Source organism: Nocardia sp. CY41, assembly GCF_009829325.1.
Taxonomy (GTDB): Bacteria; Actinomycetota; Actinomycetes; order Mycobacteriales; family Mycobacteriaceae; genus Nocardia.
Genome location: NZ_VUOS01000012.1, coordinates 124,372 through 136,544 on the forward strand (window position 1 = coordinate 124,372; position 12,173 = coordinate 136,544).

The 12,173-nt window shown below is 65.9% G+C and carries 15 protein-coding genes; 6 read left to right on the plus strand and 9 right to left on the minus strand.

The features are described from left to right. From GVY64_RS14265 to GVY64_RS14295, 7 genes are all read right to left on the minus strand, one after another. On the minus strand, window positions 1–489 hold the full coding sequence (locus tag GVY64_RS14265; protein ID WP_159841495.1) for a hypothetical protein: 489 nt from the start codon (window positions 487–489) through the stop codon (window positions 1–3). A gap of 391 nt (window positions 490–880) precedes the next feature. Then, window positions 881–1,276 (minus strand): hypothetical protein, encoded by a 396-nt coding sequence (locus tag GVY64_RS14270; protein ID WP_159841497.1) that lies wholly within the window; start codon window positions 1,274–1,276, stop codon window positions 881–883. A 32-nt stretch (window positions 1,277–1,308) separates the two neighbouring features. After that, on the minus strand, window positions 1,309–1,686 hold the full coding sequence (locus tag GVY64_RS14275; protein ID WP_159841499.1) for a hypothetical protein: 378 nt from the start codon (window positions 1,684–1,686) through the stop codon (window positions 1,309–1,311). A 350-nt stretch (window positions 1,687–2,036) separates the two neighbouring features. Continuing rightward, window positions 2,037–2,180 carry a DUF397 domain-containing protein gene (locus GVY64_RS14280; protein WP_236566825.1) on the minus strand — a complete coding sequence of 48 codons (144 nt, stop codon included), beginning with the start codon at window positions 2,178–2,180 and terminating at the stop codon, window positions 2,037–2,039. Between the two features lie 90 nt (window positions 2,181–2,270). Continuing rightward, complete coding sequence (locus GVY64_RS14285; protein ID WP_159841501.1) at window positions 2,271–2,480, minus strand: DUF397 domain-containing protein; 210 nt, start codon at window positions 2,478–2,480, stop codon at window positions 2,271–2,273. Further along, window positions 2,477–3,358 carry a helix-turn-helix domain-containing protein gene (locus tag GVY64_RS14290; RefSeq protein WP_159841503.1) on the minus strand — a complete coding sequence of 294 codons (882 nt, stop codon included), beginning with the start codon at window positions 3,356–3,358 and terminating at the stop codon, window positions 2,477–2,479. The genes GVY64_RS14285 and GVY64_RS14290 overlap by 4 nt, the downstream gene beginning before the upstream one ends. 313 nt (window positions 3,359–3,671) lie before the next feature. After that, entirely contained in the window at window positions 3,672–3,833 is a 162-nt protein-coding gene (locus GVY64_RS14295) for a hypothetical protein (RefSeq protein ID WP_159841505.1), read from the minus strand. A gap of 116 nt (window positions 3,834–3,949) precedes the next feature. Between GVY64_RS14295 and GVY64_RS14300 the strand changes: the two genes are divergently transcribed. The 6 genes from GVY64_RS14300 to GVY64_RS38720 all read left to right on the plus strand — a co-directional run bounded on the left by GVY64_RS14300 (window position 3,950) and on the right by GVY64_RS38720 (window position 10,564). Then, window positions 3,950–4,309, plus strand: coding sequence for a hypothetical protein (locus GVY64_RS14300; protein ID WP_159841507.1), 360 nt, complete (start codon window positions 3,950–3,952; stop codon window positions 4,307–4,309). 134 nt (window positions 4,310–4,443) lie between these two features. Then, window positions 4,444–4,647 carry a hypothetical protein gene (locus tag GVY64_RS14305; RefSeq protein WP_159841509.1) on the plus strand — a complete coding sequence of 68 codons (204 nt, stop codon included), beginning with the start codon at window positions 4,444–4,446 and terminating at the stop codon, window positions 4,645–4,647. Between the two features lie 477 nt (window positions 4,648–5,124). Further along, window positions 5,125–6,414, plus strand: a complete 1,290-nt coding sequence (gene aceA, locus GVY64_RS14310; RefSeq protein WP_159841511.1) for an isocitrate lyase — start codon at window positions 5,125–5,127, stop codon at window positions 6,412–6,414. 297 nt (window positions 6,415–6,711) lie between these two features. Further along, complete coding sequence (locus GVY64_RS14315; RefSeq protein WP_159841513.1) at window positions 6,712–7,581, plus strand: 3-hydroxybutyryl-CoA dehydrogenase; 870 nt, start codon at window positions 6,712–6,714, stop codon at window positions 7,579–7,581. Between the two features lie 440 nt (window positions 7,582–8,021). Continuing rightward, window positions 8,022–10,328, plus strand: a complete 2,307-nt coding sequence (metE, locus tag GVY64_RS14320; RefSeq protein WP_159841515.1) for a 5-methyltetrahydropteroyltriglutamate--homocysteine S-methyltransferase — start codon at window positions 8,022–8,024, stop codon at window positions 10,326–10,328. Beyond that, on the plus strand, window positions 10,211–10,564 hold the full coding sequence (locus GVY64_RS38720) for a TetR-like C-terminal domain-containing protein (protein WP_159841517.1): 354 nt from the start codon (window positions 10,211–10,213) through the stop codon (window positions 10,562–10,564). The genes metE and GVY64_RS38720 overlap by 118 nt, the downstream gene beginning before the upstream one ends. On the opposite strand, the gene GVY64_RS14330 is transcribed toward GVY64_RS38720, so the two are convergent. Together GVY64_RS14330 and GVY64_RS14335 are read right to left on the minus strand one after the other, a co-directional pair. Continuing rightward, window positions 10,554–11,888, minus strand: a complete 1,335-nt coding sequence (locus tag GVY64_RS14330; protein WP_159841519.1) for a tetratricopeptide repeat protein — start codon at window positions 11,886–11,888, stop codon at window positions 10,554–10,556. The genes GVY64_RS38720 and GVY64_RS14330 overlap by 11 nt on opposite strands. Before the next feature lie 105 nt (window positions 11,889–11,993). Then, complete coding sequence (locus GVY64_RS14335) at window positions 11,994–12,170, minus strand: hypothetical protein (protein WP_159841521.1); 177 nt, start codon at window positions 12,168–12,170, stop codon at window positions 11,994–11,996. Between the last annotated feature and the right edge of the window lie 3 nt (window positions 12,171–12,173).

The window sequence follows — 12,173 nt, forward strand, 5'->3', positions numbered from 1 at the left end:
TCATGAACTGCGGTCAGGGGGGTTCCGGGTCAGAAATTCGGATAGCGCGGTGGTGATTGCGGCGTCTATGGCGGCGCGATTGTCGGGCTCATCCTCCCATTGGGTGCACCACGCGTGCATCGGCTCGCAAATGCCGAACGGATCGTCAGGTTCGTAGATGCGGAGCGTTCGAATCGCGACGGCCGCGAGATAGGGGCGCTCTACGCGTTCCAGCACCGCCGCCGCTTGGTGCTTGCAGACGAAGGCGAGGCCCGCGTGCGGCTGCCCCGCCGTCAATCCGAACTTCTCCATCACCTGTGCGACAACCTGGCGTGTCACAGCTTCCAACGCGTCGCTGTCCGTATCCGATTCAGCCGCGTAGTCGACCACGAACTCGCGTGCACAGCGGATACACAGCTCCTCATAGGCGGAGTGGGTGTGCAGCTGTTCTGCATCATCGAGCAGAGCAGCCACGTCGCGGGCGGCAGCCGATACCGTCGACGCCGGCACTTCCCACACCGTGTGATACCCACAGGCAGTGAAGAAGTCGGTCAGAGCCCGTCGCATCGTCCATCGGGGGTCGGCGGTCCGCCGAGCTTCCTCCGTGGCGCGTGCTTGTCGAACTCGCGCGAGAACACCTGCCGGTCGTTCAACGCCCATTCGAACATCCCACCCAGTCGTCGTCCGGATCCGTCATTGACGGTCCCGATTTGGTTGGACGTCGCGGACGACCGATCGGTTCGGCCGATATCTGAATCGAGTCGGTTTCCGTAGTGCGGCAGCGGCGGCTCAACCAGGCCCCAAAGTTGTAAACCGCACCACATTCGTTGACGTGAATAGTTCGATGCGATCGAAGTGAGCTCATGCCGCGCTGAATTTATCGGGAAGTGTCGAACGGCGGCTAACCTCCGATTGTGAATTCTACGTAATCATGTCCTGGGACCTTTGAGCTCAGTACGCCATTCTGGAATTCCAGTGTGTAGCGTATTACCGGCTCCCCGAACGGATTGATGGGAATCGAAATCGAAATCCCTGACTCGATAAGTGATTTCACGATAACGAGGATGTCGGATAGCTCGAACGGATCGTCTCGTGGTGCCAGGAACGACACATTGAGTCCGAGATCAACGCGAATCCCCTCCTCTTGTTCGGTCAAGGCGATGGATAACCCCGATCCGCCTCTGGGAATCGCTGTAACGATATCCGAACCTGCATCGAAAAAGATGTGCCCGACGGTCCCGTACTCTGTAGACAGCCACGAATACAAGTCCGACATGACATGATCGAAATCATCCACGAAGTCTGGTCACCTCTTTCTTTGTCGGCGAATCAGCAGGTCACCGTCGATCGTGGCCCAAACCCATTCTGATAGTTCTTGGTTGTCTTCCCGTCCACGGTGAGATACCCTTCTGCTACTCCAATGTACTCCCCTGGTGCGCAGGGAGTTCCATTCTGCGACATGACGGTATATTTCTTTCCAGCTGTAGGCGAATGCACCGTTCTCTGGGCAATGCTGCTCTCGATACGAACCCACTCCGCCCCGTCCACTTTGACGTAGTAGATGAACACATCTGCGCGTTCGACATCACCCTGGCAGATGAGCGTTCCTTTGACGTCCATCAGGCCAGGTGAACCTTTCGATTGATGCACGTTATGAACGTTGACCTCGCGAGCTGCCGACACCGGCGCTTGCAACACTCGTTCCAACGCTGAAAATCAATCCAGCGGACAAGATCAGAAATGATCCGAGAAATTTCCACAACTGCACATTTGAATAGAAGCGCATCGAGTACATCGTTCCCCCTGTTTCTCGGATGTATATCCCGAGGTAGATCCCCGACTCGGGTTGCGTATCGACTTCCGCATGGTCAAGGTTGAAACCTATTGACCGCGTGGGTCTCTGGCTCACGGCAACGACATGTACGCTGATCTCGACGAGGGGATAAGTTCAGCCCGCGAGGAATGGCTGGACTGCGACTCGCTGGAGGATCGACGGCTGACCTGCCGAAGCACTCCGTCAGTGTTTCCGGCGTCGTCATCGACTCCGAGAACCGAGGTCAGGCGGGCGGGTGGAACTGCCCGTACTGCACGCCAGAGATGACGGCGTCCCACGCGCCTGGAGGGAAGACCAGCGCCGGGCCGGTGGGGTTCTTGGAATCACGTACTCCGACCATGCCCCCGTCGAGGTGCGCAACCTCCACGCAATCTCAGCCGGTGCCGTGAACCTCCTGGACGGCGGCCGGGTCGGCGGTGGGTAGTGCCGCGACGGCGTCGTCTATGGGGAAGCGTGCTCACCCCGAGAAATCGAACCCGTCGCCGGCGATGGTTGCTGTGAAGGCATCCCACTCGGAGGGTGTGAAGATCAACGCTGGTCCGGTGGGGTTCTTGGAGTCGCGGACGCCGACCATGCCCCCGGTGAGATGTGCGACTTCGACGCAGTCCCCGCCGGTGCCGCTGTGGCTGCTCTTGAACCACTCTGCCGAGGATAGGTCGACACTCAAGCTTCGTACTCCTCTGCGATTGCCACCAGCCACGCCCTGGACTCAGCCTCATCGAGCGCTGCCCGCTCGATATTCGAGCGCGCGATGCGATACCGATCAATCTCGTCGGGTTTGTCCAGGTACAGCGCCCCAGTGTAGCCCTCGACGTAGACGACAGGCTGTTCGGTCAGTGCGGGATTTGGGTGCTCCGGAAACTCGAGAAACACGAACGAACGAGCCTCCAACGCGAAGTGGTCACCGCTGGTCAGAGGAATGATCCTGACGGATACGTTCGGGCGGTGGCTTTGCTCCACGAGGTGATGTGCCTGGGCCGCCATGACGGCAGCTCCGCCGATGTGGTGGCGCAATGCCGCCTCGCTGAGCCGTACATCCAGAGCGAAGTGGTCCGGCGATTCGTCGAGGCGTGCTTGTCGTTTGATGAGAAGTTCGATGTGTCGGTCTATCTCTTCGTTCGTCAATGCCGGGATGTAGCTTCGGGCCATCGCGCGCCGATAGTCAGCTGTCTGCAGCAAGCCCGGCATCAGCGTCAGTTGAAACGATGTGACACGGCGCGCAGCCTGTTCGAGCACGACGAAGAGGTCTTTGTTTTGGAACATCGCATCGCTGTAGGACTGCCACCAGCCGGTCTTGCGTGCCTCTTCCGCCAGCCAGAGCAGCGCCTGCCGGTCGTCGTCGCTCGCGTCGTACACGTCGCAGAGCGCTCGGATCACCATCTTCTTGACCATCGCGACCTGACCGTTCTCCAAGCGCCACAACGTTTGTGAACTCATCTCGGACAGCTTGGCCGCCTTGTCCCTGGTGAGTCCGGCGTTGTCGCGCAGCTCGAGCAAGCGCCGAGCCAGCAGTCTGCGCGGAAGAGTCGTCGTCTGGGCTGCCATCCGAACCCCCATCTTTCGTCAGCAGTGCTAGGCAGTCATTCCAGTTGATCTGGAGTGAATCTATCTGTGTCCAATCATATTGTTATCAGTCCATTTTCGGGCTGAATGGTGCTGTACTCGGTGTGCGCCAAGCGGCTGGTTCGATCGAGGAAACCCGCCGATGCCGCAGGTCGGACGAATCGCTACGAAGATGTTGGGGGTATCGATGAACAGGCAAGTCGTGGATGCCGGGCCGGGTCTCCGCTCGGCCGCGAGTCGGAAGGTACCGAAAGCGATCGGGCTCGTTCGCAGTGACGTGTCCGGTGCGGATGCGCTACGGCATGCCGATGCGGTGCTGCGGCATGCTCTCGCGCTCGGCTACCGATACGTTTACACCGTTCGCCCACCGGCCGCCGTCGTCGATCCGGTCGGGTACGTGCTCACGATCGCGAGAGGGCTCGCGGTCGAGGTGATCGTGGTTTTCGATCTCGGGCATGTGGATAACCGGCCCGCGTTGGTCTGTGATGTCGGTTTCGATCTGGAAACCGTTTGTCCGCAGAGCACTTGGGTGCGGTCGGCGCAGACTTCGCCGACCGCAGGAGCGGGGGCGGCGTGACGAATCGACACGTGATCGTCGCTCCGGCGCGCGTCTGCGCGTCCGCTGACCTCGAGTTGGCGCACCAGCAGATGCAGCGTCATCGTGCCTGCCGGATCGAGCGGTGCGCCTGGAAGTGGGTCGCCTACTGCACGCTGGTGCGGGGCGGCCGGATCGTGCCGCAGCGGTTCAGCCCGCGAGAACGTGCTCATCGTCGCGGTATCGCTTTCCCGCTCGACCACAGCGGGCGCGGACCGGCGCTCGAAGAGATGCCGGGAGTGGCGACCCTTCAGCAAGTGCTCGACGGCCTTTCCGCACCGGACCTGGACAACGGCTGTGCTGGGAAAGGCGAGCGGCCGTGGGCTTGTGGCAAATAGTGCACAGCATTATCGCCGTGGTCGGGGGTGGCGTGTTCGTCATGGTCGGGGTCGCGTGTGTCTGGCCGATCGCGCGGCCGCGCCGTCCCGCCCGCCCGCGCCGTCCCGCCCGGGCCCGTTGTTCGTTGCGGCCTGTGACCTGGCCGGAGGCGTGGACATGTCACCGTCCGCAGCAGTCGTTCACGCTCGCCGATGCTCATCGCGCCATGCAGTTGCATCGCGACCACGACTGCCCCCGTAAGCGCGCCGCCTTCGCGGCGTTGGTCGCGGCCGGGCGCATCACGCCGGACTCCGCGCGACGGCACCGGCTATGGGGATGGTCCGAGGAATCCGACTGACGGCGTGGTGTGCGGAGCGGCTATCGCGGATGGGCAGACGAAGGGACCCCGTTCGGGATCGGAACTTCATTCTGTGCCGCGTGCGGTGGGGCGGAATCGGAGCCCGCGATCGAGAGGTGGCGTAGGCCACAGCGGCCGTGTGAAGGTCCTCACAGTTGGGAATGGTGGCGTCGGGGTAAGGGGGACCGCCCGGTGATCGCTAACAGTACAAGCGTTACGCTAAAACCCCACGTCAGGGCTACCGGCTAGTAGATTGCGCTACTGCTATTCGGGGGCAAATTTTGCAGAGTTAGCAAAGGGGGCTGAAAACCTAGCTCAGATTCACATTAACAACAGGTAGACGGCTATTTCTTCGTGTGCCATCGTGTGGAAGTACACCCCAAGGGCCTAGCAAGCCTGCAAATTGCCGCTCCAGCAGTACGAGCTGCTTCGTAGCTCGACCGGGCGGCAGCACCAAACGAAGAAGTGGAGTCACAGATGTCGACCACCGGCACCCCGAGGACCGCCGCGGAAATCCAGCAGGATTGGGACACCAACCCCCGCTGGAAGGGCGTCACCCGTAACTACACCGCGGAGCAGGTGTCGAAGCTCCAGGGCACCGTCGTCGAGGAGGCCACCCTCGCCCGCCGCGGCTCGGAGATCCTGTGGGATCTCGTCAACAACGAGGACTACATCAACTCCCTCGGCGCCCTCACCGGCAACCAGGCGGTCCAGCAGGTCCGCGCCGGCCTGAAGGCCATCTACCTGTCGGGTTGGCAGGTCGCCGGTGACGCGAACCTGTCCGGCCACACCTACCCCGACCAGTCGCTGTACCCGGCCAACTCGGTGCCGGCCGTGGTCCGCCGCATCAACAACGCGCTGCTGCGCGCCGACGAGATCGCCAAGGTCGAGGGCGACACCGCCGTCTCCAACTGGCTGGCGCCGATCGTCGCCGACGCCGAGGCCGGCTTCGGTGGCGCGCTGAACGCCTACGAGCTGCAGAAGGCCATGATCGCCGCCGGCGCCGCCGGTGTGCACTGGGAGGACCAGCTGGCCTCCGAGAAGAAGTGCGGCCACCTGGGCGGCAAGGTGCTGATCCCGACCCAGCAGCACATCCGCACCCTGACCTCCGCGCGTCTGGCCGCCGACGTCGCCGACGTGCCGTCGGTGATCATCGCCCGCACCGACGCCGAGGCCGCCACCCTGATCACCTCGGACGTGGACGAGCGCGACCGTGAGTTCCTGGACGGCACCCGCACCCCCGAGGGCTTCTTCGGTGTGAAGAACGGCATCGAGCCCTGCATCGCGCGTGCCAAGGCCTACGCCCCCTACGCCGACCTCATCTGGATGGAGACCGGCGTGCCGGACCTCGAGGTCGCGCGCAAGTTCGCCGAGGCCGTCCGTGGCGAGTTCCCGGACCAGCTGCTGGCCTACAACTGCTCGCCGTCCTTCAACTGGAAGGCCCACCTGGACGACGCGACCATCGCGAAGTTCCAGCGTGAGCTCGGCGCGATGGGCTTCAAGTTCCAGTTCATCACCCTGGCCGGCTTCCACTCGCTCAACTACGGCATGTTCGACCTGGCCTACGGCTACGCCCGCGAGGGCATGACCGCCTTCGTCGACCTGCAGGAGCGCGAGTTCAAGGCCGCCGCCGAGCGTGGCTTCACCGCCATCAAGCACCAGCGTGAGGTCGGCGCGGGCTACTTCGACACCATCGCCACCACGGTCGACCCGAACACCTCCACCGCGGCGCTCAAGGGCTCCACCGAAGAGGGCCAGTTCCACTGAGTTGACGGGCCGCGCCCCGGGCGCGGCTGGTCGAATGCCCCGCGCGTCGTGGACCGCGCAGAGAAACGACGCGCGGGGCACTCGAAAACACATCAGGTGCTTGCCGAGGGAAGTGAGGTTCCCGACGTGAAAACCGACAATCCTCTACTCCGGTAGGGGTGTACTGCCCTCCCCGCTGAACAGCCCCGGCGGGGAGGGCATCCCTATACCTTGGACCATCGAAGGGCGCGCTCACACCGGAGCGACACCTTCGCAGACCAGCCACCCCAGAGCCAGACAACCCAGCAGGAGCGGGACGTGAGCAGCGAAAAGATCCAACGCGTCGGCATCATCGGCGCCGGCCAGATGGGCGCAGGAATCGCGGAGGTGTGTGCCAGGGCGCACGTCGACGTACTGGTGTACGAGCAGACCCGGGAACTGGCCGCGGCGGGCCGCGCGCGCATCCTGCGGTCCCTCGATCGTGGCGTCAGCAGCGGCAAGATCACCGAGCGCGAACGCGAACAGGCGGCCTGGCGTCTGCGGTTCACCTCCGACCTCGGCGACTTCGCCGACCGCCAGCTGGTGGTCGAGGCGGTGCTCGAGGACGAGAAGGTCAAGACGAGCATCTTCGCCGAACTCGACAAGGTCGTCACCGATCCCTCGGCCGTGCTGGCCTCCAACACCTCCTCCATCCCGATCATGAAGATCGCGGTCGCCACGGCGAACCCGGAGCGCGTGGTCGGCATGCACTTCTTCAACCCCGTCCCGGTGCTGCCGCTCGTCGAGCTGGTCACCACGCTCAAGACCAGCGAGTCGGTCTCCAAGCGGGCCGAGGCCTTCGCCGCCGACGTGCTCGGCAAGCAGGTCGTGCGCTCGGCCGACCGCTCCGGCTTCGTGGTCAACGCGCTGCTGGTGCCCTACCTGCTGTCGGCGATCCGCATGGTCGAGTCCGGTTTCGCCACCAAGGAGGACGTCGACAAGGCGATGGTGCTCGGCTGCGCCCACCCGATGGGCCCGCTGGCGCTGACCGACCTGGTCGGCCTCGACACCGTGAAGTCCATCGCCGACTCGATGTACGGCGAGTTCAAGGAGCCGCTGTACTCCGCGCCGCCGCTGCTCATGCGCATGGTGGAGGCGGGACTGCTCGGCAAGAAGACCGGCGCGGGTTTCTACCAGTACCGGGCCTGATTTGCTGTGTTGATTTTGCAGCGCCTGCGGCGCTGCGTGTTCGCGGCCCCTGGGAGTCTCGCGTCCGAGCGTCCGCCGCTCGCGCCTGCGGCGCATGCGCGACGGACGCTCGGACGCGAGACGGGCCGCGAACGGTGCTCGTAAGACTCGCACCCGACGGGACGGGAAGAAGAGCATCGGAGGATCGATCGATGCACGGCCCCGTGCCGGTGCGGAACGCGAGGGTAGTAACGCGAGGGTAGTTAGGAAACGGCACCGCCCGACCTCGATGCGGAGCCGACCAGAAGTCGGTGTCGCCGAGCCGGTGAGGGCAATCGGCATAAGCTGCACAACAGCCGGGCCATGGCGACGGTTCGGCTGGGTATCCGGAGCGCAGCGCCGGATCGATCCGTCGATCTCGGCAAGGGCCGCGCAGGTGATCGAAAGAAGGTATCCCGCTCATGGTGAACGTGACCGACGGCTACGGGTCGAGCATCCTCGGCTATCCCAGAATCGGGCCGCACCGCGAGCTCAAGCGGGCGCTGGAGGCCTACTGGCACGGTTCGCTCGAGCGCGAGGAACTGCTGGCGGTGGGCCGCGAGATCCAGGAGACCCAGTTCAACGAGCTGGCCGCCACGGGCCTGACCCAGGTGCCGGGCAACACCTTCTCCTTCTACGACCACGTGCTGGACAACGCGCTGCTGTTCGGCGCGGTGCCGAGGCGGTTCGAGCCGTACCGCGAGGGCCTGCATCCGCTGGACTTCTACTTCCTCATGGCGCGCGGCCGTCCGGACCTGCCGCCGCTGGAACTGGTCCGGTTCTTCGGCACGAACTACCACTACCGCCAGCCGGAAGTGGACGCCGACACCGAGTTCTCGCTGCATCCCGAGGCGCTGCTCGACGAATTCGATCGCGCGAAGGCGGTCGGCATCGAACTGCGGCCGGTCGTGATGGGCCCGGTGTCGTTGCTGCTGTTGGCCAAGGCGGGCCACATCCCCGGCGAGTCGGGCGGATTCGACACGCTGAGCCTGCTGGACAAGCTGCTGCCGGTCTACGAGGAGCTGTTCGAGATCCTCGCCAAGCGCGGCGCCACCTGCGTGCAGCTGGACGAGCCCGCGTTCACCAGCGAGCGCACGCCCGCCGAGCTGGCCGCGTTCGAGGCGGCCTATCACCGGTTGGGCAAGGCTCCGCTGCGCCCGCGCATCCTGGTCACCGGCCAGTACGGCGATTTCGGTGAGGCGCTGACCATCCTCGCGGGCACCAACGTCGAGGCGATCGGCCTGGACCTGGCCAGCCACCGGATACGTCCCGAGGACCTCGCCGAGGTGCCCGGCATCCGTCGCAAGCGCCTGTACGCGGGCGTGATCAGCGGACGCAACGTCTGGCGCGCGGACCGCTACGTCACGCTGGAATATCTCAACGAGCTGGCCCAGGTGTGCCCGGATCTGGTCGTCTCCACCGGGACCACGCTGCTGCACGTGCCCTACGACCTGCTGATCGAATACGACATCGAGGGCCACGTCGCCGACCGGCTGGCGTTCGCGAAACAGAAGGTCGGCGAGGTGGTCTCGCTCGCCAAGGCCCTCACCGAAGGCCCGTCGGACAAGTGGCGCAAACGGCCCACCGAGGTGCACTTCAAGCAGAAGCACGCGGTGCGGCAGCGGGTCTACGCGGTCACCCCGGACATGCGCTCGCGGGAGCCCTACGAGGTGCGCCGGGAAGCCCAGCAGCGCAAGCTGAACCTGCCGCCGGTGCCCGCCACCACGCTCGGCTCGTTCCCGCAGACCGCCCGGATCCGTCAGGCGCGTTACGAACTCGGTCAGGGCCGGTTGTCCTACGAGGAGTACCGCAAGCGGATCGAAGCCGAGATCGAGGCGACGATCCGGCTGCAGGAGGACATCGGCCTGGACGTGCTGGTGCACGGCGAGCACGAGCGCAACGACATGATCCAGTACTTCGCCGAGCTGCTCGACGGCTTCGCGACCACCCATTTCGGCTGGGTGCAGGTGTACGGGTCGCGGTGTGTGCGGCCGCCGATCATCTACGGTGACGTCTCCCGCCCCGCGCCGATGTCGGTCGAGTGGATCACCTACGCGCAGTCGCTCACCGAGAAGCCGGTCAAGGGCATGGTCACCGGTCCGGTCACCATGATCGCCCGTTCCTTCGTCCGGCAGGACCAGCCGCTGCACGAGACCGCCGACCAGGTGGCGCTGGCCATCCGTGACGAGGTGGTGGACCTGGAGAAGGCGGGCATCGCGATCATCCAGGTCGACGAGCCCGCGATCCGGGAAATGCTGCCGCTGCGGCCGGAGGGCCGCGCGGAGTACCTGCGTTGGGCGATCGGCGCGTTCCGGTTGGCGACCTCCGGGGTGCGGGCGGAGACCCAGATCCACACGCACATCGGCTATTCCGGCCGTGCCGAGGTGGTCGAGGCGATCGAGCAGCTCGACGCCGACGTCACCGCCATCGTGGCGACCCGCTCGATCGAGTGGGTGCTGCGGGCGCTGAAGGAGGATTGCGCCTCCGGGCACGGCCTGAGCCACGGCGTCGGCCCCGGCGTGTACGAGAGCCGGTCGGCGCGCATCCCGGACATCGACGAACTGGACGAATTGCTCACCGCCGCGGCCGCGGCCGTGACGCCGCAGCGGTTGTGGGCCAATCCCGACGGGGGTCTGAAGACCCGGCACTACTGGCAGCTCGAACCGTCGCTGCGGAACATGGTCGCCGCGGCGCGTCGCATCCGCAGGCGGGTGGACTCCGCGGAGTAAGACCGCGCACCGAAGGCTTCCTGAGCACCGTCTTCGAACCGCGACGGCGGACCACGGCCGCCGCGTTGCGATCTGCCGTCGCACGCGGCGAAGTGGACCCCGGCATCGATCTGGATTTCGTGCTGGACGCGGTCGCCGAGCCGATCTACTACCGGGCATTGTTCGGGCACCTGCCGCTGACCGACGAACTCGTCGAGCAGTCGGTCGCGGCGGTGCTCGGAGCGATCACCCGCTGACGGTGGGCAGCGCGCTCAGCGTCGCGAGCACTTCGGTGGCGGCGTTGGCCACCGCCTCGGCCTCGGCCATGGCCAGTGCGGCCGATGTCGCGGCACGCACGCGCGGCAGCAGCGCCAAGCAGGCCGCGGCGGCGGCGCGGTCGGCCGCGGTGAGTTCGGCGTCGTCCTCGGCGGCGGATTGCCATGCCGCGGTGGCCATCACCTCGTGCAGCCAGTTGAGCAGCTCCAAACGCAGCGGTTGCGGCTCGCGCACCCAGGCGCGGGCATAGGTCACGTCGGTGCGCTCGTGCAGCAGGGCGCCGAGCACGACCTCGGCGGCGGGCGCAGTGACGGAGTAGATCGATCCCTGGTGCAGGACGGCGGAGAAGAGGAAGACGATGCCGCGCACCTGGTCCTCGACGGTCGGGCCGATCAGATCGGCGAGCATGGCCGGAGCGTCGACCGCGGGTCCGTCGGCGTGCGCCAGCCCCGCCCAATCCGTCTCGCGCAGCACGGTCGCGGCGCGTTCGTGATAGATCGGTGCGAGCGCGGCCGCCGCGCGGACCCGAGCTTCGGCGTCCGTCGAGTCGAGCGCGCGCTGGAAGGCCGCCAGCGCCACGTCCGGCTCGCCGAGCCGCTCGCTGAACAACCCGACGTCTAAGCTGGCGCGCGCGGCGACCGCGGGATCGTCCGATTCGGCCAGCGACCGGCTGACCTCCCTGGCCCCCGCGAGATCGCCTGCCTCGCCGAGATGCTGGACCAGGTCACCCGCGACGATGAGCGATTGATCGGCGGGCCAGCCGTCGATGACCGCGCGGTAGGCGGCTTTCACACCGTCCAGGTCGTCCTCGGTGCGCAGCAGGTAGGCCAGGTTGGACAGCGCGAGCCGGGCGATGTCGCCGGGACCGGCGTCGATCGCGTGCCGGTAGGCCGTGCGCGCCGCGTCCGAATCCCCGCGCTTGGCACGGGAATAACCGAGGTTGATCCAGGCCCGCGGCGCGGCGTCGGGATGGCCGGATTCGGCGGCGCGCTCGTACATCGCTTCGGCCGCCGCGGTATCGCCGCGTTCGGCCAACAGCAGGCCGAGGTTGTAGGCCGCGCGCGGCGCCGCGTCTTCATGACCGGAATCGACCGCGACGTGGTACGCGCCTTCCGCGGCCGGCTTGTCGCCCACCGCGCTGAGCAGTCCGCCCAGCTCCGCGGCGGCCAGCGGCGCCCAGTTCGGATGGCCGGAGGCGATGGCGATCTGGAACGCCTCGCGCGCGGCCGCCACGTCGTTGCGCCTGCGGTGCATCTTGCCGAGGTCGAAGGCCAGGTCCGGCGGCCGCTTCAGCATTGTTCCCATCCAGCCTTCGGCACCGGAGTCGGTGCGAATCGTTTCCGAGAAGTTCTACATCGGCGCGCGATCCCTGGCTACCCATGGCGTGCGATACGCCGGGCGCGGGACGGTTCAGTCGGCGCTGATCGCGCTGGCGAGCGTGCGCAATCCGGCGATCAGGTCGTCGGGAGACGGCGCGTGTTCGGGGTCGACCAACCACTGGGCCATGAGACCGCCGATCAGCGCGCGCAGCACCGCGCCGACGGCAGATCCGCGTTCGCGCTGCTCGCCGAAGCTGACCGTGTTCACCGT

What these genes read in the sequence shown, in the direction of transcription:
- aceA (WP_159841511.1), top strand. Translation starts at nt 5,125, where the DNA reads ATGTCGACCACCGGCACCCCGAGGACCGCCGCGGAAATCCAGCAGGAT.
- GVY64_RS14330 (WP_159841519.1), bottom strand. Translation starts at nt 11,888, where the DNA reads ATGGGAACAATGCTGAAGCGGCCGCCGGACCTGGCCTTCGACCTCGGC.
- GVY64_RS14295 (WP_159841505.1), bottom strand. Translation starts at nt 3,833, where the DNA reads ATGCCCGAGATCGAAAACCACGATCACCTCGACCGCGAGCCCTCTCGC.
- GVY64_RS14290 (WP_159841503.1), bottom strand. Translation starts at nt 3,358, where the DNA reads ATGGCAGCCCAGACGACGACTCTTCCGCGCAGACTGCTGGCTCGGCGC.
- metE (WP_159841515.1), top strand. Translation starts at nt 8,022, where the DNA reads ATGGTGAACGTGACCGACGGCTACGGGTCGAGCATCCTCGGCTATCCC.